The organism is Actinomadura sp. NPDC048955, from assembly GCF_040649435.1.
GTDB lineage: Bacteria > Actinomycetota > Actinomycetes > Streptosporangiales > Streptosporangiaceae > Spirillospora > Spirillospora luteofluorescens.
In genome coordinates, this window is record NZ_JBEZJI010000029.1 from 83,006 (window position 1) to 107,886 (window position 24,881).

At 73.6% G+C, this 24,881-nt stretch carries 22 protein-coding genes; 10 read left to right on the forward strand and 12 right to left on the reverse strand.

Annotated features, from left to right (window positions below):
* Positions 1-2 precede the first annotated feature (2 nt).
* Positions 3-1,523, reverse strand: coding sequence for a serine/threonine-protein kinase (locus tag AB0C84_RS25975; protein ID WP_361071119.1), 1,521 nt, complete (start codon positions 1,521-1,523; stop codon positions 3-5).
* 101 nt (positions 1,524-1,624) lie between these two features.
* Here AB0C84_RS25975 and AB0C84_RS25980 point away from each other — a divergent pair, with 101 nt between their 5' ends.
* The 3 genes from AB0C84_RS25980 to AB0C84_RS25990 are packed head-to-tail and all read left to right on the forward strand — an operon-like array spanning position 1,625 to position 4,124.
* Entirely contained in the window at positions 1,625-2,698 is a 1,074-nt protein-coding gene (locus AB0C84_RS25980) for a DUF6777 domain-containing protein (RefSeq protein WP_361071122.1), read from the forward strand.
* Positions 2,699-2,721: 23 nt separating this feature from the next.
* The gene (locus tag AB0C84_RS25985; RefSeq protein WP_179847634.1) at positions 2,722-3,111 is read left to right on the forward strand and encodes a metalloregulator ArsR/SmtB family transcription factor; all 390 of its coding nucleotides are present in this window, start codon (positions 2,722-2,724) and stop codon (positions 3,109-3,111) included.
* Positions 3,108-4,124, forward strand: a complete 1,017-nt coding sequence (locus tag AB0C84_RS25990) for a cation diffusion facilitator family transporter (protein WP_179847633.1) — start codon at positions 3,108-3,110, stop codon at positions 4,122-4,124. The genes AB0C84_RS25985 and AB0C84_RS25990 overlap by 4 nt, the downstream gene beginning before the upstream one ends.
* A 26-nt stretch (positions 4,125-4,150) precedes the next feature.
* On the opposite strand, the gene AB0C84_RS25995 is transcribed toward AB0C84_RS25990, so the two are convergent.
* The 5 genes from AB0C84_RS25995 to AB0C84_RS26015 form a co-directional block, all read right to left on the reverse strand.
* A complete protein-coding gene (locus AB0C84_RS25995; protein WP_361071126.1) occupies positions 4,151-6,142 on the reverse strand; it encodes a glycoside hydrolase family 44 protein in 1,992 nt (663 codons plus the stop codon).
* Position 6,143: 1 nt separating this feature from the next.
* Complete coding sequence (locus AB0C84_RS26000) at positions 6,144-7,658, reverse strand: cellulase family glycosylhydrolase (protein ID WP_361071129.1); 1,515 nt, start codon at positions 7,656-7,658, stop codon at positions 6,144-6,146.
* A 187-nt stretch (positions 7,659-7,845) separates the two neighbouring features.
* A complete protein-coding gene (locus AB0C84_RS26005; RefSeq protein ID WP_361071132.1) occupies positions 7,846-7,977 on the reverse strand; it encodes a hypothetical protein in 132 nt (43 codons plus the stop codon).
* A gap of 108 nt (positions 7,978-8,085) precedes the next feature.
* Positions 8,086-8,973 (reverse strand): amidohydrolase family protein, encoded by an 888-nt coding sequence (locus AB0C84_RS26010; RefSeq protein ID WP_361071135.1) that lies wholly within the window; start codon positions 8,971-8,973, stop codon positions 8,086-8,088.
* A 20-nt stretch (positions 8,974-8,993) separates the two neighbouring features.
* Entirely contained in the window at positions 8,994-10,010 is a 1,017-nt protein-coding gene (locus AB0C84_RS26015) for an alpha/beta hydrolase family protein (protein ID WP_361071137.1), read from the reverse strand.
* Between the two features lie 170 nt (positions 10,011-10,180).
* On the opposite strand from AB0C84_RS26015, the gene AB0C84_RS26020 reads away from it, so the two are divergent.
* Positions 10,181-11,167: a diacylglycerol kinase family protein gene (locus AB0C84_RS26020; RefSeq protein ID WP_361071140.1), complete on the forward strand. Its 987-nt coding sequence runs from the start codon at positions 10,181-10,183 to the stop codon at positions 11,165-11,167.
* Positions 11,168-11,171: 4 nt separating this feature from the next.
* Here the strand turns inward: AB0C84_RS26020 and AB0C84_RS26025 are convergent, their stop codons facing one another.
* Positions 11,172-11,741: a PadR family transcriptional regulator gene (locus AB0C84_RS26025; RefSeq protein ID WP_179847626.1), complete on the reverse strand. Its 570-nt coding sequence runs from the start codon at positions 11,739-11,741 to the stop codon at positions 11,172-11,174.
* Positions 11,742-11,802: 61 nt separating this feature from the next.
* On the reverse strand, positions 11,803-12,654 hold the full coding sequence (locus tag AB0C84_RS26030; RefSeq protein ID WP_361071144.1) for an aldo/keto reductase: 852 nt from the start codon (positions 12,652-12,654) through the stop codon (positions 11,803-11,805).
* 95 nt (positions 12,655-12,749) lie between these two features.
* On the opposite strand from AB0C84_RS26030, the gene AB0C84_RS26035 reads away from it, so the two are divergent.
* Complete coding sequence (locus AB0C84_RS26035) at positions 12,750-13,415, forward strand: response regulator transcription factor (protein WP_179847624.1); 666 nt, start codon at positions 12,750-12,752, stop codon at positions 13,413-13,415.
* Between the two features lie 21 nt (positions 13,416-13,436).
* On the opposite strand, the gene AB0C84_RS26040 is transcribed toward AB0C84_RS26035, so the two are convergent.
* The 4 genes from AB0C84_RS26040 to AB0C84_RS26055 are packed head-to-tail and all read right to left on the reverse strand — an operon-like array spanning position 13,437 to position 19,594.
* Entirely contained in the window at positions 13,437-13,829 is a 393-nt protein-coding gene (locus AB0C84_RS26040) for a hypothetical protein (protein WP_179847623.1), read from the reverse strand.
* The gene (locus AB0C84_RS26045) at positions 13,829-16,162 is read right to left on the reverse strand and encodes a DUF4132 domain-containing protein (RefSeq protein WP_361071149.1); all 2,334 of its coding nucleotides are present in this window, start codon (positions 16,160-16,162) and stop codon (positions 13,829-13,831) included. Before AB0C84_RS26045 ends, AB0C84_RS26040 begins: the two co-directional genes overlap by 1 nt.
* Positions 16,162-17,394: a DUF4132 domain-containing protein gene (locus AB0C84_RS26050; protein ID WP_361071152.1), complete on the reverse strand. Its 1,233-nt coding sequence runs from the start codon at positions 17,392-17,394 to the stop codon at positions 16,162-16,164. Before AB0C84_RS26050 ends, AB0C84_RS26045 begins: the two co-directional genes overlap by 1 nt.
* 49 nt (positions 17,395-17,443) lie before the next feature.
* On the reverse strand, positions 17,444-19,594 hold the full coding sequence (locus AB0C84_RS26055; RefSeq protein WP_361071155.1) for a DUF4132 domain-containing protein: 2,151 nt from the start codon (positions 19,592-19,594) through the stop codon (positions 17,444-17,446).
* A 114-nt stretch (positions 19,595-19,708) separates the two neighbouring features.
* On the opposite strand from AB0C84_RS26055, the gene AB0C84_RS26060 reads away from it, so the two are divergent.
* The 5 genes from AB0C84_RS26060 to AB0C84_RS26080 all read left to right on the forward strand — a co-directional run bounded on the left by AB0C84_RS26060 (position 19,709) and on the right by AB0C84_RS26080 (position 24,179).
* Positions 19,709-21,166: an NAD(P)/FAD-dependent oxidoreductase gene (locus AB0C84_RS26060; protein WP_361071158.1), complete on the forward strand. Its 1,458-nt coding sequence runs from the start codon at positions 19,709-19,711 to the stop codon at positions 21,164-21,166.
* A gap of 24 nt (positions 21,167-21,190) precedes the next feature.
* A complete protein-coding gene (locus AB0C84_RS26065) occupies positions 21,191-21,958 on the forward strand; it encodes an SDR family oxidoreductase (protein ID WP_361071161.1) in 768 nt (255 codons plus the stop codon).
* Positions 21,959-22,080: 122 nt separating this feature from the next.
* Positions 22,081-23,028, forward strand: coding sequence for a DMT family transporter (locus AB0C84_RS26070; RefSeq protein WP_179847617.1), 948 nt, complete (start codon positions 22,081-22,083; stop codon positions 23,026-23,028).
* Between the two features lie 17 nt (positions 23,029-23,045).
* Positions 23,046-23,807: a serine protease gene (locus tag AB0C84_RS26075; RefSeq protein WP_361071165.1), complete on the forward strand. Its 762-nt coding sequence runs from the start codon at positions 23,046-23,048 to the stop codon at positions 23,805-23,807.
* 51 nt (positions 23,808-23,858) lie between these two features.
* A complete protein-coding gene (locus AB0C84_RS26080) occupies positions 23,859-24,179 on the forward strand; it encodes a co-chaperone GroES (RefSeq protein ID WP_179847615.1) in 321 nt (106 codons plus the stop codon).
* Positions 24,180-24,881 lie beyond the last annotated feature (702 nt).

Consider the following 24,881-nt stretch of genomic DNA (forward strand, 5'->3'; position numbering starts at 1 on the left):
CCTCAGACGGGTGACCGGGACAGGCCGCGGACCAGGAGGACCACCACCAGGGCGGTCAGCACGGCGTGCCCGGCGAGGGCGGACGGCTGGATCTCCACGAGCGCGCCCCAGGCCGCCCACATCGCGACGCGGGCGACGCGCGCGGCCATCACCGTCCCCGCGGCGGGGCGGCTGCCGCGCCACGCAAGGATCACCCCGACCAGGGTGACGACGGCGACGACGGCGAAGGACGAGGCGACCACGGGCAGCAGGCCGCCCCGGTGGCCCTCGCTGAGCGACGGCCGGGCGATCAGGATCGCGAGGGCGGCGACGTCGAGGGCGGCGAGCAGCCCGGCGAGGAGCAGCCCGGCCACGACCGCCGGGCCGCGCCGCAGCGTCCGGGGCGACCGCAACCGCCGAGCGGGCGCGGGGCGGGGCACGGGCGCGGGGCCGGCCGCGGTTCCGAGCGCGGCCGCGGCTCCGGCCGCAGGCCCGGGGGCGGGCGCGGGGCCGGGCGAGGGCGGTGCGGGCGAGGGCGGCGCGGGTGCGGGGGGCGCCGACGTGGACGGGCCGGGCCAGGTCGGCGTCTGCTCCCAGGACGTCTGGGCGAACGTGTCGGCGGCCGGCTGCGGCGCGGCCTCGGGTGCGGGGCCCGGGACCGGCGACGTCGAGCCGGCGAAGTCCTCCGTGAGGTACTCGGCGGGGATCTCCAGCCGGGCGTGCCGCTCGCTCTCGCCGAGCAGCCACAGCAGGACGTCCTCGGAGGTGGGGCGGGCCTGCGGTTCCTTGGCGAGGCAGGCGGCGGCGACCTCGGCGAGCGGGGCGGGCAGGGCGCCGAGGGCGGGCGTCTCGTGCAGGATCCGGTACATCACCGCGGGCAGCGGACCGCCCGCGAAGGGGTCCTGGCCGGTGGCGGCGAACAGCAGGGTGCTCGCCCAGGCGAACAGGTCGGCCGACGGCCCGACCCGCCCGGTGAACTGCTCGGGGGCCATGTAGGCGGGCGTCCCGACGACCTGGCTCGTCATCGTCGCGCTCGCGTCGAACGCGCGGGCGATCCCGAAGTCGATCACGCGCGGCCCGTCCGGGCCCATCAGCACGTTCTGCGGCTTGAGGTCGCGGTGCACGATGTTCGCGCGGTGGATCGCCGACAGCGCCGTCACCGAGCTGATCGCGAGCCGGTCGAGCGCCGCGCCGGTGCGCGGGCCCTCCTCGCGGACCAGGGCGCGCAGCGACGGCCCCGGCACGTACTCGCTGACGATGTAGGGGCGGTCGCCCGCGACGTCGGCGGCGAGCATCTGCGCGGTGCAGAACCCGGCGACCCGCTCCAGGACGGCCATCTCGCGCACGAACCGCTCCCGCGCGTCGGCGTCCCCGACGAGCTGGGCGTGCAGCAGCTTGACGGCGACGCGGGACGGCCCTCGGCCCGCGTCGGTGGGCCGGCCGAGGTACACCGTGCCCTGGCCGCCGGCGCCGAGCCGGCCGAGAAGCTCCCAGCGGCCGAGGCTGGTGGGATCGGCCGCGGTGAGGGGAACCGGACCCGCCATTCGTACCCCCTCGAAAAAAATTGAGCATTCCCGCGGGCACAAAACCGCTCCGCCCGGCATCGAAGAGTATAGGTTCGGCGAGCCCGAAGCGGGAGAAGAAGATGCTGCAGATTCGTTCGACGATTGCGCGGTCCGGGATCGGCGCCGTGCCGCTGGCGGGGGCCGTCGCGGCCCTCGTGGCGGCGGGGGCCCTGACCGGCTGCGGGGACGCCGGCGCGACCATCACGCGGCTGACGGTGGGATCGCCGGGGCCCGACCCGTACACGCTGGCGTCCGGCACCGACAAGGCCGGCGTGAAGGCGAGGCCGCAGGCGGGCGGCACGAAGGAGGGGGATTCGCCGGGACTCTACGGCGGGACGCGCCAGGCCTCGACCTGCGACAGGGAGAAGCTCGCCGGCTTCCTGCGGACCCATCCCGAGAAGGCGCGGGCGTGGGCGCGGGTGCAGGGGATCCCGGTGGACGACATCCCGCGGTACGTGTCGCGGCAGACGCCGGTCCTGCTGCGCACCGACACGCTGGTCACCAACCACGGGTACCGGGACGGGAGGCCGACGAGCGACCCCGCCGTCCTGCAGGCGGGAATGGGCGTTCTGGTCAATGGTTACGGAGTGCCCACGGTGAAGTGCAATTGCGGCAATCCCCTCACTCCGCCCGACAAAAAGATCTCCACCCGGAACGCGTCGTACGGCGGCCGGTCCTGGCCGGGATTCGAGAAGGGGAATGTCACCCGAATCCGGCCGCGGGATTCCCAGAAGGGGACGATCGTCACTTTCGTCCTCGTCGACCCGGAGGCCACGATGGGGTTCGAGCGGCCCCGCGCCACCGAGGGGGCGGCGGACGGGCCGCCGACCGCGCTGCCGCCGACGGAGACGGAGGTCGTGGCGAGCGACTCGCCCGCGCCGTCCGGCTCCGGCCTGGAGACGCCCGGCACCGAGTCGCCCGGCCCGGAGACGCCCGGTGCGGAGACGCCCGGCCTGGAGACGCCCGGCGGTCAGACGCCGGGCACCGAGACGCCCGGACCGCAGACGCCGGGTCCCGCGCTCTCGTCCCCGTCACCGGGCGTGACCACGCAGGACCCGGGTACGGACGCCGGTGGGAAGCAGACGCCGGGTGACGGCGGGCACGGGCCGGTCTCCCTGCCGCCGTCGAAGGAGCCCGTGTCCGGGGTCTCCTGACCGCGTGCGCTATCTTTGTTCATATGAGCAGTGCTTCAGATGTCATCGCCCCGGACGCCTGCGCCGTCCGCGTGGTCGACGCCGCGAAGGTGGCCGCCGTCTCGGCGTCCCTGCCGGACGGGGAGACGATCACCGAGCTGGCGCAGGTGTTCGGGCTGCTGTCCGACCCCGGCCGGCTGCGGGTGATCACCGCGCTGCTCGAAGGGGGAGAGATGTGCGTGTGCGACATCGCCGCGTCCTGCGGGCACTCCGAGTCGGCGGTCTCGCACGCGCTGCGCCTGCTGCGCGCCAACCGCGTCGTGCGCGTGCGCCGCGCCGGCCGGATGGCCTACTACCGGCTGGACGACTCGCACGTCCGGCTGCTGCTCGACCTCGCCCTCACCCACGTCGGCCACGGGGAGGAAGGCACATGATCGGGGACCGCGAGGACGCGCCCGGGAAGCGGGGGCACGGCCACGGGCACGGGCACGCCGTCTCCGCGGGCGCCGACCGGCGGCTGCTGACCGGCGCGCTCGCGCTGATCATCGCCTACATGTCGGGCGAGGTGGTCGTCGGCCTGCTCGCCGGATCGCTGGCGCTGATCACCGACGCCGCGCACATGATGACCGACGCGTTCGCGATCGCGCTGGCGCTGGTCGCGATGCGCATCGCCGCCCGCCCGCCGAAGGGCGGGTACACCTTCGGCCTGCGCCGCGCCGAGATCCTGTCCGCGCAGCTGAACGGGCTGACGCTGATCCTGCTCACCGTCTACTTCGTGTACGAGGGCGTCCGGCGGCTGGTCGAGCCGCCCGCGGTGGAGGGCCAGTTCGTCTTCTGGACGGCGCTCGCGGGCATCGCCGTCAACATCGCGGCGACCATGCTGATCAGCCGGGCGGACCGGCGCAGCCTGAACGTCGAGGGAGCGTTCCAGCACATCCTGAACGACCTGTTCGCGTTCGTCGCCACCGCTGTCGCGGGCCTGGTGGTGTGGACGACGGGCTTCGCCCGCGCGGACGCGATCGCCTCGCTGGTGGTCGCCGCGCTGATGCTCAAGGCCGGGTACCGGCTGCTGCGGGACGCGGGCCGGGTGCTCATGGAGGCCGCTCCCGCCGGGATCGACCCGTCCGAACTCGGCGCGCGGCTCGCCGGGCGCCCCTGCGTGGAGGAGGTCCACGACCTGCACGTGTGGGAGGTCAGCTCGGGCTATCCGGCGCTGTCGGCGCACGTGCTCGTCGACTCCCAGGGCGACTGCCACGCCGTCCGCCGCGACCTGCAGGAGCTGCTGCGCGACACCTACGCGATCACGCACACGACGCTGGAGGTCGACCACGTGGCCGAGCCCTCCGGCGGCGGCCACGTCCACTGCGACGACGCGCACGGCCCCCGCCACGTGGCGGAGGCCGTCGAGGACCACGAGCACGCGGGCGGCGCGCCGTGCGACCACTAGGGCCGCGCGGCCGCGCCGCCCCGTGATCAGCGGGTGGTGCAGGCGGCGCCGTTGACCTTGAAGGCCGCCGGCGGCGGGTTCGTCCCGCCGCTCGATCCGTTGAAGCCGATCGTCACCGACCCTCCCGGCCGGATGGTGCGGTTCCAGTCGAGGTTGCGGGCGGTCACGTCCGGGCCGCTCTGCGACCAGGCGGCGTTCCAGCCCTGGGTGACGCGCTGGCCCGCGGCGAAGGCGAACCCCAGCGTCCAGCCCTCGATGGGCGAGGTACCGGTGTTGGCGACGGTGACCTGCGCGGTGAAGCCGGTCCCCCACTGGCTCTGCACCGAGTAGCCGGTCTCGCAGGCCGCGGCGGCCGGGCCGCCGTCCGCCGGAATCTCGACCAGGGTGATCGAGGACGCGGGGAACGTGGAGGTGAACCCGTCCGCGCCGACCGCCGCGTCCGGGGCGCGGACGATCGCGGACGTGTCGGCGCCGCCGTACCGGTAGACGCGCCCGGTCGCCGGGCCGGACCGTCCGGCGATCGAGACCGTACTGGTGAGGTCGTCGGTGAGCGACTTGTTCACGATCATCAGGGTGAGCGCCTTGTCGGACGAGCGCTCCGCCGCGTACACCGCGAGCCTGCCCTGGTCCGCGCTCGACGCGCGGACGGACGTCTCGCCGAACGAGGCGCCCGCGCCGTCGTAGTTCCGGTACATGCGGAAGGCGTAGGCGCCCGGGTCGGACGTGCCCGGCGGCGCCCACAGCGTCGCCAGGTCGAGGCCCTCCCGCCCGAAGATCCCGAGGACGTCCGCCTGGGCCAGCGCCCCGTTCAGGTGCCCGAGCGCGCCCCAGTTGTACTCGGTGATCGCCAGCTTGGTGCCCGGATAGTTCTGGTTCACGAGCTCGCGCATCCGCGGGATGTAGTTGATCGGCTGCCCGATCCAGCTCTCGTCGGTGTAGGCGGGGTCCCACAGCTGCCGGGTCGAGCGCAGCCGCAGCTCCTGGGTCGCCGCGTCGCCGGGGTCGCCGGAGGACACCCCGGCCTGCTGCGGGTAGATGTGCTCGTCGAAGTAGTCGAGGATGCGGGTCCCGTGCTCCTGCTCGTAGGCCTTCATCTGCCGCAGGTACCAGTCCGCGAACGGGACGCCGCCGTGCGCCGCCCGGTCAGGCGGGTTCGACCAGCAGTCCCCGCCCTCACGGTCGCAGGTCTGCTTGTCGAGGCCCGACATCGTCAGCGACTGGAAGCCCCAGCCGACGGGGCCGAGCGTCTTGGCGCCGGGGTCGGCGGCCTTCAAGGCCGAGGCGATCGCGTACGTCTGGCGGCGCATCTCGTCGTAGCCGGCGCCGTCCGGGTGGACGTCGCGGTGCGTGGCGTGCCAGAGGTCGGGCTCGTTGTCGAGGTCGTAGAAGCGCACGCCGCCGGCGTCGGCCCGGCCGTACTTGCCCGTCAGATGGGACAGCCAGTCGGTGACGTACTGGGCGCCCGCCGGGACGCTGGTGTCGGCCGGGTCGTTGCCGGTCACGTTCGTCCCGTCCGGCTTCACGCCGTTTCCGCAGTCGGGCCGCCACTGGGTGTCGGCGCCCTGCTGCGGCCCGTACTTGGCGATGCCGAACCCGCAGGTGTAGTCGCGGCCCTTGGGCGTCCAGCCGATCAGCGGGACGGTGAGGAGCGTGCCGGTGCCGGTCCGGCGGTCCTGGTCGGTGAACTGGTCGGTCTCGGACCCGTCGGGGAGCTTGGCGGGGTCCGGCGCCGGGCCGGGGACGTTCTCGAAGTACCAGTCCGAGCCCCGGTTGGTCTCGTCGTAGAGGTAGTTGTAGCGGCTCGTGGCGTTGCCGCCCCATCGCCGGACGGGGAGGCGCAGCTCCTTGGCGAGGTCCTCGGCGGCGAAGTTCATCCCGTAGACGTAGGGGCTGATCGCGTGCCGGGACGCGGACGGGTCGACGGTGAGCGCGGGGCCGTCCGCGGCCTGCGCCGGGGGCGCGGCCCACGGCAGGAGCGCGGCGGCCGCGACGACGGCGAGCCAGGCCTTCCGGGTCATGTCACACCTCGCATGCCTTGTCGTTGACCTCGAACGCCGCGGGCGCGCCGCTCGCCGAGCCGGTCGCCTGGAACCCGATCGAGAGCGAGGCCCCGGGCGCGATCGAGGCGTTCCAGTCGAGGTTCTTGGCGGTGACGGCGGCGCCGCTCTGCGACCAGGCCGCGCTCCACCCCTGGCCGAGCTTCTGGTCGCCGGGGAAGGCGAACTCCAGCGTCCAGCCGTTCAGCGCCGAGGACCCGCTGTTGGTGATGGTGACCTGGGCGGTGAAGCCGCCCGACCAGCTGTTCTGCACCGTGTAGGCGACCTTGCAGGACGTCCCGGGCGTGCCCGGATCGCCGGGGTCGCCGCCCGGATCGCCGGCGCCGAGCAGGTAGGGGTCGAGGTAGGACTGCTTCGCCGTGTTCACGGTCGTCCAGTCGTCGTTGAGGATGCCGCCGGTGTCGCCCGAGTTGGGGTTCCACGACCAGAAGGTGAAGGAGATCCCGCCGGTGCCCTTGCCGAGGTAGGCCATGAGGGTGCGCAGCCAGGTCTGGTCGCGCGGGTCGCTCAGCGTCGTCCCGAACTCGCCGAGCAGGACCGGCGCGACGTTGTTCTTGTAGAGGTGGCCCCAGTTCTTGTCCCAGATCCCGGCCAGGTTGGAGGGGAAGGAGGGGTCGTCGAACCACGGCTGCGGGTACACCGACGTGGCGTAGTCGTGGGCGGAGTACACGAGCCGGTTCGCGACGTTCAGCCGCACCGGGTACTGCGCGGCGCCCTGGAGGTTGCCGCCCCACCAGTAGTTGTCGCCGCCGTGGTCGTTGACGCCCTCGACGATGATCAGCCAGTTCGGTTCGGCGGCGAGGATCGCGTTGCCGGCCCGCTCGGCGGCCAGGCGCCAGTCCCTGCTCTGGTCGCCGCAGCCCCAGCAGGCCGGGGAGTGCGGCTCGTTGTGCAGGTCGGCCCCGATGACCGTGGTGTCGCCCGCGTAGTGCCGCGCGAGCATCGTCCAGTCCGAGATCCAGCGCGACTCGGGGTAGGCGGCGGTGTACCAGAGCGCCGACTGGCCGCCGGAGTCCGGGCGGTGCCGGTCGAGGACGACCTTGAGCCCGATCCGCCCCGCATAGGCGATGATCTTGTCCAGGATCTGCAGCCCGTTCAGCCCCTGCAGGTCGGGGTTCTTGGAGTAGTCGATGCTGTTCGGTGCGCTGCCGGAGTCGAACAGCTGGCTGCTGTAGGGCAGCCGCAGCGTGTTGTACCGCAGGCTCTTGATCTGGTCGAGCATGTCCTTGTAGCCGCGCGACCAGAGGCCGTGCGGGGCGTAGTTGGACGTCTCGGCCCCGAACCAGTTGATGCCCGTCATCCGCACCGGCTGCCCGGCGGCGTCGAGCAGCTGGCGGCCGCCGGTGTGCCAGTAGCCGGCGCCGGCGGCGCGGGCCGGGCGCGGCGCGGCCTGGACGAACGCCAGCGCCAGCAGCACGGCCATGATGATCGGGACGAGGCGGGTCCGCCGGAGTCTCGCGGTCAGGGTCGTTCTCATGCGGGGTCCTCGGTCGAGTGGGTGGGAGCGCTCCCACAGTCGGCGGGGGGACCCGGCCTGTCAAGGACGGCACCGGTCGTCCCGCGCTGACCAGGCGCCCGACGTGAAAACCCGTGAAAAAACACCGGCCCCGCACGAGGCGGGGCCGGCTGCTTAAATAATCAACAAAGGCGGTTCGTCAGTTCCGCTAGCCCCGCTCGACTCCGAGGTTCTTCGCCACCTCGTCGATGACCTCCTCGAGGTCCGCCTCGGAACCGCTGACCACGGGCTGCTTGTCGGCCCAGTCGTCGCGCTTCTTCGGCAGTTCGCTGCCAGCCATATCGATCACTCCATCTCGTTTCATCCCTCACAAGAGGTCGAAGCATTGACTCCGACCACACCGGGGACAGTCCGCGATGCTCGGGACGCCGCAACAGCGGCGCGCCGTCTAGGCGAGGCCGAAGAGGCCGGCGGGGCCGTGCCAGCAGACCGAGCGCAGCCAGTCGTCGCCGAGGTCGAGCGCGGCCAGCGACTCCAGCTGGTGCGCGTACGCGTACGGGATGTTGGGGAAGTCGGTGCCGAGCAGGACGCGGCCCTCCAGGCCGAGGTCGCGCAGCCGGGGCAGCAGCGCGTCCGGGAAGGGCGCCAGGGCGGCGAAGCGAGTGAAGATCATCGTCGTGTCGAGGTGGACGCGCTCGTGGGCGTCGGCGAGGGCGAAGAAGCCCTCGAACTCCGGCGCGCCGAGGTGGGCGACGATCGCGGTGAGGCCCGGGTGGCGGGCGAGGACCTCGCCGAACGGGCCGGGCCCGGTGAAGCCGTTGGCGACCGGCCCGGAGCCGGCGTGGACGAGGGCGGGCACGCCCGCGTCGGCGAGCATCCCCCACACCGCGTCCAGCTCCTTGAGGCGCGGGTCGAAGCCGCCGACCTGGAGGTGGACCTTGAAGACGCGGGCGCCCGCGTCCAGCGCGCGGCGCACGTACTCCTCGACGCCGGGCTCGGGGTAGAACGTGGCGGACTGGAGGCACTCGGGGACGCGGGCGGCGAACTGGGCGGCCCACTCGTTCAGCGACTCGGCCATGCCGGGGCGGTGCGGGTAGGCGAGCGAGGTGAACGCGCGGACGCCGAGCCCGTGCAGGAAGTCCAGCCGCTCCTGCTCGGAGTCCCGGTAGCGGATGGGCCACTCGGTGCCGATCAGCGGACCGGCCTCGTCGAAGTAGCCCCACACCGCGCTCATCAGCCGCTGCGGCATGAAGTGGACGTGGACGTCGATGATGCCGGGCAGCCCCAGCGACCGCCAGAACGCGGGGACGTCTGAATCAGAACGGGGTTCGGCCACGCCCCGACCCTAGCCGCCGCTCAGGTGATCTCCGCGAGCAGGGCGGGCAGCGCGGCCCGCAGCTCCCGGCGCCAGTAGGGCCAGGTGTGGGTGCCCCTGTAGAAGTGCGTGGTGACGGGGACGCCGAGCTTCTTCAGCTTGCCCGCGAACTCCCGGGAGACGGTGTGGGCGAGGGCCTCGAGCACGTCGCAGGAGGCGGCGTCCCGCACGCCCCGGCCGGGGTGGTCGAAGGGGCCGGGGGCGCCGTCCCCGGCGCTGACGTGCACGCGGACCCCCGCGAGCCGGCCCGCGAGGTCGTAGGGGTTGTGCTGGCGCCACACGACGCGCTGCTCGTCGGGGTCGCCCCACACGTCCGTCCAGTCGAGCGACGGCGCGCCGATCGCGACGCTCAGCTCGACGAGGTCGGCGACGTCGAGCCCGGACGGGTCGCGGTGCAGCGTGTGCAACGGCCCGCTGAACGACGCCGCCGCCCGGAACAGGCCCCGGTGCCTGGCCGCGTAGGCCAGCGCGCCGAGCCCGCCCATCGCGTTGCCGGCGACGGCGCGGTCCGGGCCCGCGCGGTATCCGCGTTCCAGGATCTGCCGGAGTTCGGCGAGGTGGAAGGTCTCCCACTTCGGCGCGCCGCCGCCACCGCGGTTCCACCAGTCGGTGTAGCTGCCGCACGGCCCGCCGTCCGGCATGACGACGATCACATCGGCGTCCTCGGTCAGCTCCTCGATGTCGCTGTGCTCGCTCCACGCGGTGTGGCCGTCCCGGCCCGCGGAGGCCCCGTGCAGGAGCCAGAGCACCGGCCAGGTGCGGGAGGCGTCCCGCGACCAGCCGGGGGGCAGCAGCAGGCGGGCGTGCGCGACGCCCTCCAGGACGGGGGAACGCACGGCCAGGTCGAGGACGCGGCGGCGCGGGCGGCGCTCGCCGACCACGGTCGCGCCGTCGTCGGCGGGGGCTCCGGGCGGGGCCGTGCCGCCCGCCGCGATGGACGCGGTCAGCCCGGCGACCGCAACGATGAGTCCCGCCCCCGCCAAGCCGCGCAACCGCATGATCCCGCCCCCGTCGTCCAGAGGTGCCTGCTGGTAAAGGTTCCCTCTGACGGGAATGTTTCAACGCTGTGTAATCGGTTTATAAAATGTCGGGCCGGGCGTTCCGGTCCACGTACCCTCCCGGGTGGCGCGGACGAAGGGGGCGACCGGAAGAGATGCGGAGCGTCCAGATGCGGAGCAAGGCGGAGCTGGAGTCGGCGATCGCGGACGGCGGGCGCGCGGTACTGGTGATCAACTCCCGCTCCCGGCGGGGGCGGCGGCTCTACGGCACGGCCCGCCGCCTGCTGCGGGAGGCGGGGCTGGAGTTCCCGCACGTCTTCCCGGTGACCGACCCCGCCCGGCTGCGGGAGCTGTTCGCCGACGTCCTCGCCCTGGAGCCCGACCTCGTCGTCGTCGGCGGCGGGGACGGCACGGTCGCCGAGGCGGTCGGGCACCTGGCGCACCGCGACATCGCGCTCGGGGTGCTGCCGCTCGGCACCACCAACAACTTCGCCCGCAGCCTGGAGCTGCCGCTGGACCTGCCGGGCGCGGTCGCGACCCTCGCCCTCGGCCGGCCGGACGGCGGGAAGGTCGCCGACGTCGACGTCGGCTGGTTCGAGTCGACGGGCGACCCGCAGGGCGAGGGGCCGGGCGCCGACCGCGAGCACATCTTCGCCAACATGGTCAGCCTCGGCCTGTCGGTCCAGGTGGCCGAGCACGTCCCGCACACGCTCAAGCGGTTCATCGGGCGCCCCGCCTACGCGCTGACGGCGGCGGGCCTGCTGCCCCGGCACGAGGCGTTCACCGCCCGCATCACGATCGACGGCGAGACGCACGAGGTCGCGACGCACCAGCTGAACGTCGCCAACGGCGCGCACCACAGCGGGCAGCGCATCGCCCGCGACGCCAGCCCGGACGACCGGCTGCTGGCGGTGTACCGGCTCGGCGACGAGCGGCGGCTGCGGCTGGCGTCGGCCACGGCCCGGCACGTCCTCACCGGCCCGTGGCGGTCGCTGGAGGACGACGCCTTCCTCACCACGACCAGCGTGGAGATCGAGACCGACCCGCCGATGCAGGTGGACGTGGACGGCGAGGTCCGCGGCCGCACCCCGGTGTCGATCAAGCTGCGCGGCAACGCCCTGCGGGTGATCGTCCCGAGGACGTTCGTCGACACCTGACCGGCTAGGGGCCGCCCGGTCCGCGCTCGTCGGCCATGACGTAGGCGCCCGCCTCCAGGCGCTCGATCACGCCGAGCGTCCAGGTCCGGGCGGAGTCTGCGGAGTGGACCCACCAGCCGAGCAGCTCGCGGAGGTGGTCGGCGGGGTCCAGCTCGTCCAGGGGCGGGGCCACGGAGGCGCGCCAGGCGGCCAGGCCGTCGAGGCGCTCGCGCAGCAGGGCGAGCGCCTCGGCGCGCGGCAGCTCGGTGAGGAACCCCAGGCCCGCCGTCAGCATCTCCGGGTGCCGGACGTCCACCGCGGAGAGGGCGGAGCGCAGCAGCCGGTGGAACTCCGCCCGGCCGGCGTCGGTGATCTCGTAGTCGGTGTGCGGCGGACCGGCCTCGCTCTCCTCCACCTCGTGGGCGTGCAGCAGGCCCTCCTTGGCCAGCTGCCTGAGCGCGTGGTAGATCGAACCCGGGTTGACGTGGGCCCACTCGTCCGAGCCCCAGGACAGCAGCTCGCGGCGGACCTCGTAGCCGTGCGCCCGCCCGAACCTGCGCACCCCGCCGAGCACCAGCAGCCGCGTCGTCGACATCCTCTCCCCCTGATCGCAAACCTGTTCAGGGTAGAGGCTCCGGCGACCGCGCGCGCGGTCCTCACCGCTTCAGGGCCGCGAGATCCTCCGGGTCGAGCGCCAGATCCGCGGCGGCGAGGTTCTCCTCCAGGTGGGCCGGGGAGCCCGTGCCGGGGATCGCGAGCATGACCGGCGAGAGCGCCAGCAGCCCGGCCAGGAGCACCTGCGGGACGGTGGCGCCGTGGCGGGCGGCGATCGCGTTGACGCGCGCGTCGTCGGGGATGCCGAACCCGCCGAGCGGGAAGTAGGGGGCGTAGGCGATGTGGTCGCGCTCACACGCGGCGAGGAGTTCGGCGTCCTGCGGCCGCGTCACGTCGAAGCGGTTCTGGACGGCCGCGACCGGCGCGATCCCGCGCGCCTCCTCCAGCTGGGCGAGGCTCACGTGGCTGAGCCCGAGGTGCCTGATGAGGCCCTCCTCGCGAAGCCCGGCCAGGACGGCGAAGCGCTCCCCGATCGACTCGTCCGACGGGGCCTCCAGACCGCCGTGCCGCAGGTAGACCAGGTCCAGCCGGTCGAGCCCGAGCTCGGTGAGGTTGCGCTCCACCTCGGCGCGCAGCTCCGACAGCGGGAGCTGCCCGGACGGGAAGGGGTCGCCCGGGCCCCGGTACGGTCCCACCTTCGTGGCGACGACCATGCCGGGCGGGTAGGGGGCGAGCGCGGCGCGGATCATCTCGTTGGCCACCAGGCCGGCGTGGTGGTAGAACGCGGCCGTGTCGATGTGGTTCACGCCGAGCTCGACGGCCCGCTGAAGGATCTTGATTCCGGTGCCCCGGTCGTTGGCGGGGCCGCCCCGGGTGCTGACGGGCAGCCGCATCGCGCCGAAGCCCATCCGGGAGATGCGCAGGTCGCCGCCGAGATCGAAGTGTCGTGTCATGCGGTCCACTGTGCTGTGCCCGCCGGGCCGCGGCGAACCGCTGGCAGCTTGCTGCCACTGCGGCGCTCGGCGGGCCGCGTGGCAGACTGGGCTCCGTGAGCGTCGATCTGGACCGCAACGTCGTGCTGCGCGGCGAGGAGGAGCTGGTCGAGCGCGCCGGACGGCTGTTCTTCGCGTGCGAGGAGTTCGCGTGCGCCGCGACGGACCAGAACACGTGGGCGATGCCCGGGCTCCGGGAGCGGATCGTCGCCGAGCGGCGCCGGATCCGGCCCGTCCCGGCCGTCCGCAAGCTGTACAACCCGGCGGCCCTCGCCGACGAGGAGTCCGAGCGGCGGCTCCTCGCGATCGCCGCCGCGGGCGCGCGGGTGCGGATCTGCCCGGCGCCGCTGCCGCACGAGACGATCATCGTGGACCGGAAGGTCGCCATCCTCGCGGGCCCGGTGGAGGGCGGCGTCCGCGAGTACACCGTCGTCCGGTCGCCGGGCGTCGTGAAGGGCGTGGTCTCGCTGTTCCAGGCGACGTGGGAGACGGCGGCCGAGCTGGCCGACCACCGGCGCGGCCGGCCGCCCGCGCTGAGCGAGGAGAGCCTGCGCATCCTGCGGCTGCTCGGCGGCGGGCTGAAGGACGAGGCGGCCGCGCGGCGGCTCGGCATGTCGCTGCGCACCTACCGGCGCCGCGTCGCGGAGATCCTGGCCCTGCTGGACGCCGACTCCCGCTTCCAGGCGGGCCTGCGCGCCCACGAGTTCGGCCTGGTCGGCTGAGTCCCCCGGGCGGCCCGGCCCTCAGCCGCCGACGAGCGGGACGAGCTTGACGAAGACCAGGTCGGGGTCGCCGGTGAGGTCGATCTCCTCGTCGAGGTCCTCGACCTGGCGGTCGGCGGCGAGCACGAAGAACCCGTTGCCGAGGAAGGCGCGCTCGGCGATGTCGGCCTGCCGCTCCCAGTCCAGGCGGCGGGGCTCGCGGAGCCGGTAGCCGTTCAGCTCCGCCTCGGCGTCGTCCGGGCGGACCAGGCCGTGGAACCGGTCGGACGGGCGGGCGTTGTGCCGGGCGACCTCCTCGCGGACCCGGAGCCTGATCAGCTCCCGGACGGTCATCCGGTCGGGCAGCCCCGCCACCTGGAAGCCGGCGACGGGCGCGCCGGCGGCCGTCTCGTCGCGGAAGTTCACGGCGGGCATCAGGCACCTCGCTTGATCTGCGTCAGGATGGACTCGTCGTCGATCGCGGCGTCGGCGGCGAGCAGGAACGCCTTGCTGAGGATGAGGGAGAGCCGCTCGTCCTCGAACGGCAGGAAGACCTTGGCTCCGGCGGCGCGGCGCTCCGGGACGATGCAGAGGAACGCGTCGTCCGGTTCCATCACGATGTTGGCCGAGCCGAGGTGGATCCGGTAGGTGCGCAGCTCGCCCCGCACCACCAGGTGGCGGCCGTCGATCGTGCAGCGGTCAGCGATCTTGGTGCGCGGCAGGACGCGTTCCAGCGCGTCCCGGCGGGACCGGGCCGACTCGCCGAGGTCGGCGTACCAGGCGCGGACCCAGTACTCGTGCGCCTCGCCGTCCTCCCACATGGGGTCGGCGGCGATGGAGGAGACGCCGACGAACAGGTCCACGTCCCGCATCGCCTCGCTGAACACCAGCGGCGGGACGTCGGCGAGGGCCGCCTCCCGCCAGCCGCCGCCGTCGCCGCGGCGGTCGAACACCACCCGGTTCGTGCCGGCGATCTCGTGCTCGCCCTGCCAGTCGGCCAGGACGTGGGAGAACCTGACCCGCCACTCCCCCGCCGCGAGCGTCCGGGCCGCCTCGTCGGAGCCTCCGCCGTCCCAGGGGCCGAGCAGGGCGCTCGTCCAGCCGCGGGCCCGGAACAGGGCGAACATCCGCCGGTAGTGGACGAGGTGCGCGGCGAACCGGTTGGAGTGCGTGACAGTGTCCGCTTCTGCGGGGGTGAGGAGGTAGATCTCGCGGAACGCCTGCTTGAACGGCTGCCGGATCCGCCAGTCGACGAGCAGGTCGCGCCAGGCGCGCACCTCGTCCGGCCGCGACCTGATGGGGTGCCACAGCCGGACGGGCGCGTCGTCGGCGGCGTCCGGCAGTTCGCCCGCCTCGGGCAGGACGGTGCGCCAGTCGCCGGGGGCGGCCTCGATCTGCCAGAGGAGCGCGCCGACCGACGGCCCGGCGATCGGATGGCGCAGCAGCGTGTCCCGCCACCGGCCGAACGGGTGGACGGCGTCGGCGGTGAAGCCGCCCTCCAGCGCCCGCGTGAGCGTGACGAGCTGGGCGTTGACGCGTTTGACGAGGTCGCGGAGCTCCTTGACGTCGTCCTTGTGGTCGCGGCGGACGGGCACGGGGACGCCCTTCAGCGCCGTGCCGCCCTTCTCGAAGGTCAGCTCGGCCCTGCCCATGGTGATCGTGACGAGGGCCGTGTAGCCGCCGAGTTCCCGGCGCAGGACGCCGCCGGGCCCGAATCCGAGGTCGGGGAGGCGCAGCGCGACCTCGGTCCGCTCGGCGAGGGCCGCCTCGACCTTCTTGAGCATCTTGTCGAGCTGCTTGGGCACCCCGGCGTGCCGGACGTTCCCGCGGACGGTCCGGATCGCGGTGACCAGCTCGGGCGTCGGGAACTCCTGCGCGGCCCGGACGAGCTCGTACAGCAGCGCCTGCGACGGCAGCGTCTTCGCCTGCGTCGGGGCCACCGAGATGCCGGGCAGGAGCCGGTCGAACAGGGCGGGCAGCCACGGCTCGTCGCGCAGCAGCGCGATGCGCGCGGCGAGCCCCACGGCGGCGACCTCGTCGCCGGTGAACGCGCTGTCCGCGCGGAACGGGACCTCCCCCTCCTGGACGGCGCGTGCGCGTTCGGCCGCGGCCTCAAGGGCCCGGCGGGCGAACTCGGCGCACGCGGGGACGGCCGCGATGCGCTCCCACACCTCGGGCGGGACGGGCGGGGAGTTGAACGAGCGGCTGTCGGCCACCTGGGCGAGCAGCACCCGCTCCACCGGAGCGAGGCGCACGACGGCGTCCAGCTCGTCGTGCACGATCGGTCCCTTCCACTTCTGGCGCAGGCGGCGGTCGACCGCGCGCAGGATGTCGTCGCCCGCGAGCCCGGCGATCGCGAGCAGCGCGAAGGGCTGGTCGAGGCGGTCGTGGACGAGGAAGAACTCGGCCAGCGTCCGGGCAGGGCGCGAGAGGTCGGGCCAGGGCCCCGTGCAGCGGACCAGCGTGCCCGTACCGAGGACGAGGTCCGCCCACTTGCGCTGGGCCAGCCCGTCGACGAGCGCCTGGAACATCCGCTCGCACGCCTCCGGCGTGTAGCGCGGCTGCCGCTGCTTGGCCTCGTCCTCGATCCTGAGCCGGAGGGACATCGACACGAACGGCGCCTCCCTGCCGACCGCGTAGGCGGCGGGCACGAGGGTGCCGAGGTCCTGCTCGGACAGCGCCGACAGGTCGGGATACCAGGTGCGGAACTCCTCGTCCTGCGCCGTCGGGTCGGTCATGGCCTGCAGCAACCGCGCGGTCAGCTCCATCAGGCGCCCCTCTTGATCTGCCGCAGGACGGCCTCGTCGGTGATCCGGTGGTCGGCGGCCAGCAGGAAGGCCGTGCCGAGGACGCGCGCCAGCCCCTCGTCCTCGAACGGCAGGAACAGGCCCTTCTGGCCCGTCCGCCGGGGCGGCTCGACCCGCAGCCGGCGGTCGCCCGGCTCCATCAGCACGCCGCCGGAACCGAGGTGGACGCGGTAGGTGCGCAGCCCGCCGCGGACGACGAGGAACCGCCCGTCGACCGAGCAGCGGCCGGCGATCCTCGTGCCGGGCAGGATCCGGCGCAGCACGTCCCCGCGGATCTCCGCGGTCGCCGACAGCGCGCCGAACGGGTCGTCCTCCGCCGCCGGGGCGAGGCGCAGGAACAGGTCGGCCTCCCGCATGCCCTCGCTGAACACCGTCGGCGGCACGGCCCGGAGCGGCTCCTCCCGCCAGCGGCCCGCGGCCCGCCGCTCGAAGGTCACCCGCGCCCGGCCCCCGGGGCATCCGACCCGCCAGGAGCCCTCGCCGAGGACGCGCCGGGACTCCCCGTCGAAGCGGCCGCCGCGCAGGTCGGCACCGGCGCCGGACTGGCCCGGCCGGTAGGTCTCGCGGAACGCCTGCCGGAACGACTGCGTCATCCGGTTGCCGGCCACGAAGTCCCGCCAGGCCCGGACGGCGCCCGGGAACGCCCGCGCCGGGTGCCACAGCCGCACCCGCGCGCCGCGCGGCGGCACGGGCAGGGCGCGGCCGTCCACGGTGACCAGCACGTCCTCGCCGGGCGTGGCGGCGTGCCAGTGCCCGTCCGGCTCCTCGAACTCCCAGATCAGGCCGTGCGCGACCCGCCCGGTGACCGGATGGTCGCGGTAGTGCCGGCACCACTGCCCGTAGGGCCAGGTCCGCTCGGCCGCCATCAGCGCCTCGACCCGCGCCCGCTCGGCGGCCAGCGTCGCGCGGACCTGCCTCGCCAGCGCCTTCGTCTCCTTGACCTGCGCGGCGAACGACGCGCGGAGCGCGCCCGGGACGGTCGGCAGCGGGCGGCCCTCCGCGCCGATGAAGGTGAGCCGGACGGTCATCGGGTCGGCGATGGCGAGGACCGCCTGGTAGCCGCCGATGTCGCGGGCGAGCGAGCCGTCGCGGCCGAGCCCGTGCGCGGGCACGCCGGGTTCGGGGGGTTCGGCGGGGCCGGGCGGGCGGTCCAGAAGGTCGAGTGCGGCCGGCGGCCGGGGGTCGTCGGTCATGAATTGATCTTTCCAGAGGGAGGCGCCGGTTCCGGGACGTTTCAGGTGATCAACGCTCGATCTGGCGCCGGATCGAGGCGTCCGCGATCGTGTGGTCGGCGGCGAGCAGGAACGCCTTGCTGAGGATGAGCGAGAGCCGCTCGTCCTCGAACGGCAGGTACAGCGTGCCGGGGGCCCGGCGGCCCTGGACGACGCACAGGTAGGCGCCGTCCGGTTCCATCACGACGTTGGCCGACCCGAGATGGATCCTGTAGGTGCGCAACTCGCCGCGCACGACCAGGTGGCGGCCGTCGAGGGTGCAGCGGCCGGCGATCCTCGTGCGCGGCAGGATGCGCTCCAGCGCCGCGCGGCGGACCTCGGCGCTCGCGGTCAGCGCGCCGAAGCCCGCCTCGCGCCAGTAGGCGGTGCGGCGGTCCTCGCCCCGGTCGGCCCAGTCGGGGTCGGCGGCGATGGAGGTGACGCCGACGAACAGGTCCACGTCCCGCATCGCCTCGCTGAACACCGGCGGCGGGACGTCGGCGAGCGGCGCCTCCCGCCAGCGCCGGCCGTGCCCGCGCTCGAAGCGGACCTGGTCGGTCGCGGCGTGCTCGAACGTCCAGCCGTCCTCGTCGTCGACCGGCTCGTGGTAGAAGCACGCCCGCCACTCGCCCCCGCCGAACTCGCCGCGCGCCTCGCCGTTGTAGCCGCCGTCGTGGCGGCCGAGGAAGTTCGCCTGCCAGCCCCGCTCCTTGAACAGCGCGTACAGCCTCCGGTAGTGGACGATGTGCGCCGCGTACCGGTTGGAGTAGGTGACAGTGTCCGCTTCTGCGGGGGTGAGGAGGTAGATCTCGCGGAACGCCTGCTTGAACGGCTGCCGGACCTGCTCGTCGACGACGCGCTCCCGCCAGGCCCGCACGTCGTCCAGGGCCGCCCGGATGGGATGCCAGAGCCTGACGTGCGCGGCGTCGCCGGCGGGGGCGCCCAGGGACGCGTGCCAGAGGCCGTCCTCCCCCTGGAACTCCCAGATGAGACCGCGGACGATCGCACCCGTGACCGGGTGGTCGCGGTAGTGCTCGCACCATTCGGCGTAGGGCCAGACGCGGTCCTGCGACATGAGGCCCTCGACGCGCGCCCGCTCGCTCGACAGCGTCGCCCGCACCTCCTTGGCGAGCGCCTTCATCCGCCTCAGCTCGTCGGGGAAGCCGTCCTTGACCGCCGCCGGAGCCGTCCGGGAGGCGCGGCCGTCCGCGCCGGTGAAGGTGATCCGGACGGTCGCCGCGTCCTCGACCGCGACGCGCACCGTGTGCTCGCCGGCGGCCTGCTCCACCGAGCCGTCCGGGCCGAGGCCGTGGGCGGGGACGGTGCGCTCGACGAGCTGGGCCCGCGTGATGCCCTGCCGCCCGGCCGCCGCCTCGAGCGCCGTGTCGAGCTGCTTGCGCAGCGCGCGGTTCCTGACCGGCGCGCGGAGCCGCCAGAGCGCCTCCAGCGCGCCCGGATCGTCGATCGCGCCCAGCGCGTTGATCGCCGCGCCCGCGAGCTTGGGGCCCTCGTAGAGGTCGCGGCCGGACGTGCCCGTCCGCAGGGCGACCGCGCAGAGGCGGGGCACGACCTCGGGGCCGCCGGTGAGGGCCGCCGCCCAGAGGACGCCGCGCGCGACGTCACCGTGGTGCGGGTGGACCAGGTGGTGGTAGCCGCAGGACTCGTCGTGCGGGCCGTCCTCGCGGGGGCAGTGCGGCTCGTCCTCGGCGAGCACGCGGAGGCATTCGGCGACGTCCCCGCGCGCGGCCGCCTCGTCGGCGAGCGCGACGCACGTCCGATGCCACTTGCTCGTGGGGCGCGGCGCGGACAGGCTCACCAGGTGCCGGACGAACCGGGTCAGCTCGGCCGACGGCGCCTCCCGCACCCGCTTCCGGAGCGGCGCCGCCCACGTGTCGTGAACGGGGAGCATCCCCTCGGGCAGGTACGCCACGTCCACGCTCGCCAGCAGAGCCCGCAGGCGGCGGTCGATCCGCTCCCGGTACCCGATCGCGACGTCGGCCCGCGCGAAGCGGCCTTCGAGGCGCTTCAGCAGCGGCGCGAGTTCGCGCAGGGCACCGGCGTCGAGGCGCTCGGCGGCGGGCAGGGCCTCTTCGAGGAGCAGGGCGAGCCGGTGGCCCTGCTCGCCGGACTCGCAGACGCGCGCCAGCAGCGCCTGGACCGTACCGGGATCGTCGTCGGACATGCCGGGATGCTGGCAGAACCGACCGACAAAACGCGCCGCGACGACACCTTCTCAGTGACTTCATGGTCACCTACGCTCGGGAGGTACCGATACAGAACGAGGTTCGGGACGGCCATGACGCACAGCGTGGTGATCATCGGGAGCGGGTTCGGCGGCATCGGGATGGCGATCCGGCTGCGGCGGGCCGGCGTCCGCGACGTGGTGATCCTGGAGAGGGCGGGCGACCTCGGCGGGACCTGGCGCGACAACACCTACCCCGGCGCCGCCTGCGACGTCCCCTCCCATCTGTACTCGTTCTCGTTCGAGCGCAAGACCGACTGGTCGCGCCGCTTCCCGCCGCAGGCGGAGATCCTGGAGTACCTGCGGCACTGCGCCCGCGAGCACGGCGTCCTGGACCTGATCCGGTTCGGCGCCGAGGTGACCGAGGCGCGGTTCGACGAGGACGCGGCGCTCTGGCGGATCTCCACCAGGACCGGGGACCTCGCGGCCCGGGTGCTCGTCTCGGCGTGCGGGCAGCTCAACCGGCCCGAACTCCCCCCGATCGAGGGGCGCGAGTCGTTCGCGGGGCCGGCCTTCCACTCCTCCCGCTGGGACCACGGCACCGACCTGCGCGGCAGGCGCGTCGCGGTGATCGGCACAGGCGCGAGCGCGATCCAGATCGTCCCGGAGATCGCCCGAGAGGCGGCGGAGCTGACGCTGTTCCAGCGGTCCGCGCCCTACGTGATCGACAAGCCGGACCGGCCGTACCGGGACTGGGAGCGGACCGCGCTGCGGGCCGTCCCGTGGCTCCAGTCGCTGAGCCGCGCCCGGATCTACGCCTCGTTCGAGGCCCGCGCGCTCGGCTTCATCAAGTACCCGCGGCTGATGGGGGTCATGGAGCGCGGCTTCCGCCGGCACCTCGCCGAGCAGGTCCCCGACCCGGCGCTGCGCGCCGAACTCGTCCCCGGGTACCGGATGGGATGCAAGCGGATCCTGCTGTCCGGCGACTACTATCCGGCGCTGAACAGGCCGAACGTCCACCTCGTCACCGACCCGATCGAGCGCGTCACCCCGGCGGGCATCCGGACGGCGGGCGGCGAGCACGAGGCCGACGTCATCGTCTACGCGACCGGGTTCCGCTCCACCGAGTTCCTGTCCCCCATGAAGATCGTCGGACGGGGCGGGCGGGAGCTGAACGAGGCGTGGCGGGACGGCGCGCAGGCGCACCTCGGCATCACCGTCAGCGGCTTCCCCAACCTGTTCCTGCTGTACGGGCCCTACACCAACCTCGGGCACAACTCGATCATCTACATGCTGGAGTCGCAGTTCCGGTACGTCCTCGGATGCGTGGAGGCGCTGCGCGGCGCGGGCCTCGACTGGATCGACGTCCGGCCGGACGTGCAGGACGCGTTCACCCGGGAGATGCAGGAGCGGATGCGCTCGACCGTCTGGGAGGCGGGCTGCCAGAGCTGGTACATGACGGCGGGCGGGAAGGTCGTCAACAACTGGCCGGGCTACACCTTCGCCTACCGCCGCGCGACCCGCCGCCCCGACCCGCGGCACTTCCGCGCGCGGCGCGCGACCGCCCGGTAGCGAACGCAGCCTAGGCTCGGTCCCATGCCGACCGCCTTCATCACCGGCGCGACCGCGGGCATCGGTGCCGCCTTCGCCCGCCGCCTCGCCTCCGACGGGTTCGACCTGGTCCTGCTGGCCCGCGACGCCGAGCGCCTGGAACGGACCGCCGGGGAACTGCGCGCCGACTACGGCGTGCGCGCCGAGACGCTGCCCGCCGACCTGTCCGCCGAGGAGGGCCTGGCCGCCGCGGAGGAGCGCGTCCGCAAGGACGTCGACCTGCTGGTCAACAACGCCGGGTTCGGCAACAGGGGCGTGTTCCTGGAGGTCCCGGTCTCGGACGAGCTGACCATGCTGCGCGTGCACTGCGAGGCCGTCCTGCGGCTCACGCACGCCGCCCTCCCGGGGATGCTGGCGCGCGGCCGGGGCGGCGTCGTCAACGTCTCGTCGGTCGCGGCGTTCGCGACGCGCGGCACCTACGGGGCGTCCAAGGCGTGGGTCGTGAACTTCAGCCAGGGCGTCGCCTCCGACATCCGGAAGCGGTCGCGGGGCCGCGTCCGGGTGATGGCGCTCTGCCCCGGGTTCGTGCACACCGAGTTCCACGACCGCGCCCAGATGGACATGTCGGACGTCCCGGACTTCATGTGGCTGGACAAGGACGACGTCGTCGCCGCCGCCCTGCGCGACCTGCGCCGCGGCGTGCAGGTCAGCGTCCCGGGGGCGCAGTACAAGGCCGTCGTCGGGGTCACCCGGCTCCTGCCGCGCGGCCTCGTCGCCCGCCTGTCGTCCACCACCGGCCGCCACTACGATTGATCATGTAGTCGGGGGTCACGGCCTTGTCACGGGCGGTGCGAGAGGGCAAGGTGGCAGGGCGAGTCGCTTCGAGGCGCGCCGGACGACTCTTCCCGCCCCCGTCCGCCGAAGGGTCTTTCCCGATGGGTCACGACCTGGGCTACGCCGCCCTCGCCCTGCTCGCCACCACCGTCTACTACATCGCCTTCCTCGTCTTCCGCGTCTCCGCGCGCCGGATGGAGCCGCTGCGGGGCAGCCGCCCGTTCCGCGTCGCCCGGCTCATGCTGACCGACCCCGTCTGGCTGGGCGGCGGCCTGCTGCTGTTCCTCGGCCTCGGCTACGAGGTCGTCGCCTTCTCCGCGGTGCCGCTCGCCGTCGCCCAGCCCGTCTTCGCCCTCGGCCTGGTGCTCCTCGTCGCCTTCGCGGTCGGGTTCCTCGGCGAGCGGCTGAGCCTGCGCGAATGGGCGAGCGTAGCGCTGTTCGTCCTCGCCACCGGGCTGATCGGGCTGTCGGCCACGACCGAGGGCGAGCCGCGCGCCGACGCCACCCTCACCGGGACGCTCGCCCGGCCCTGGACCATGCTCGCCGTCTGCGCCCCCGCCGTGATCGTCGCCGCCCTGGTGTGGCTGGTCGGCGACCGCCGCGCCGGCGGGCGGCACGCCCGCAGGCTCGCCGGGGTCGCCTACGGCATCGGCGCCGGGGCCTGCGCCGGGCTGGCCGAGGCCGGCATCCGCGGCATCTCGCTCCTCTACGAGGACACCGGCAGCGTGCGGGCCGTCCTGGAGTCCCCCTACCCGTACCTGACGATCGGCCTCGCCGCCATCGCCCTCGGACAGCTCCAGGTCGCGCTGCAACGCTGCCGGATCGCGATCGTCGCGGTCGTGCTCACCGTCATCGGCCGCACGTACCTGGTCCTCAGCAGCACCGTCCTGTTCGGCGAGCAGTGGCCGCGCGACACCGGGCCGTTCGCGCTCCGGGCGGGCGGCTTCGCGCTCGCGCTGGCCGCGCTGGCGCTGTTCCCCCGCTACGAGGACCCGGCCGCACGGTCCCCCGAGGCCGCCGCCGGGAAACGGGTGCGCGCCACGCCTTGATCGCTTACAGTGCGGCCATGGCCCTGCCGTCCCGCCGGTCCCTCGGCCTAGCGCTCCTAGGAGCCTCCCTGGGACTCGCGCCGCTCGCCGCCCCCGCCCCCGCCCACGCCGTCATGGGCGGCGCCCCCACGTCCGCCGCCCGGTACCCGTGGCTGGCCGCCGTAGGCTCACCGATCTTCTTCGTCCGCCCGGCCGGACAGTTCTGCGGCGGCGTCCTGACCCGGCCGAATCAGCTCATCACCGCCGGCCACTGCGTCTCGATGTTCCGCTCCGTGCCCGGCGTCCTGACGGTCACCTTCGGCCGGGACGACCTCACCGACCGGGGCGGCGAGACGGTCACCGTCAAGTCCGTACGCATGCACCCGAAGTACCGCGAGACCTCCTTCAAGGGCGAGACCGTCAGCCACCACGACCTCGCCGTCCTGACCCTCACGCGCCGCGTGAACCGCCCGCCCGCGCCCCTCGGCACCCCCGGCACCGCCCGCACGGCCCAGATCGCCGGATGGGGCTTCACCTCCGAGAACGACCTGTTCAACACCCGCCTCCGGGCCGCCACCGCGCCCCTACCCGGCGACGCCGCATGCCGGCGCGCCTACGGCGACTCCTACGACCCGGCCGACATGCTCTGCGCCGGATCCCCCAAGGCCGACTCCTGCCAGTTCGACAGCGGCGGCCCCCTCATCGCCAACGGCCGCGTCGCCGCCCTGGTCTCCTGGGGCTACGGCTGCGGCAAACCCGGCTACCCCGGCGTCTACGCCAGACTCGCCTCCCTCCCCTGACCCCAACCGCGAGGAACGTTCCTACCCGCGCGGGCGGATAAACTCGCCCGCGTGTCCGAGCCGAAGTTCGAAGTCCAGATGCTGCACGACCGCGTCATGATCAAGACCGAGAAGGACAGCGGTGAGCGCCGCAGCACCGGCGGCATCGTCATCCCCGCCACCGTCGAACAGCAGAACCGGCTGGCCTGGGGAGAAGTCTGCGGGGTAGGCCACCACGTCCGCATCGTCAAGCCCGGCGACCGCGTCCTCTACCACCCCGGCGACCAGTACGAAGTCGAAATCCAGGGCGAAAACTACCTGGTCATGCGCGAACGCGACCTCCACGCCATAGCCAGCGAACGCCCAGAACACGGCACTGGGCTGTATCTATAGCCTTTTTCTCCTCCTTCGGGCCTTGGCGGCCCTCCATCGTCGAAAAACGCGGGCGATCGCTGGCATCGCTTCGGCTCGCCTTGCGGCTCGCTGCGCGATCAGGTTCTCGCAAGCTCGAACCTGCCTTCGGACGCGATCGCAGCGTGTTTACGGCAGTGCTCTCCTCCTTCGGGCCTGGCGGCCCTCCATCGTCGTGAACTGCGGCGATCGCTGGCATCGCTCCGGCTCGCCTTGCGGCTCGCTGCGCGATCAGGTTCTCGCAAGCTCGAACCTGCCTTCGGACGCGATCGCAACCATTGAGGTTGTCGCGTGGTTGCGGTGCGGGCTGAGGGTGTTGCGTGCCTCTGGTGCGGGCTGAGGTCATCGCAGTAGCGAATGGCGCGTAGCACTTGATCGCTGGGCAGGGCGAAGGGGTTGTCGCCATCGGCCGTCGCGCCTCCGCGAAGCCTGGAATGAAGTGCGCTCTGGGGAATTTCGAGGCGGCAGCGAGAACCTGATCAGCTGCTCACTGACCGGCAGCCACTACTGCGACAACCTCAGCCGACGCCGCAACCACGCAGCAACCTGAAGGGCCGCGATCGCGTCCGAAGGCAGTTTCAAGCGAAGCAAGAAACTGATCGCGCAGCGAGCCGCAAGGCGAGCCGGAGCGATGCCAGCGATCGCACGCAGTGTCTTTGTTTCGGGCCCTGGGGGCCCGAAACA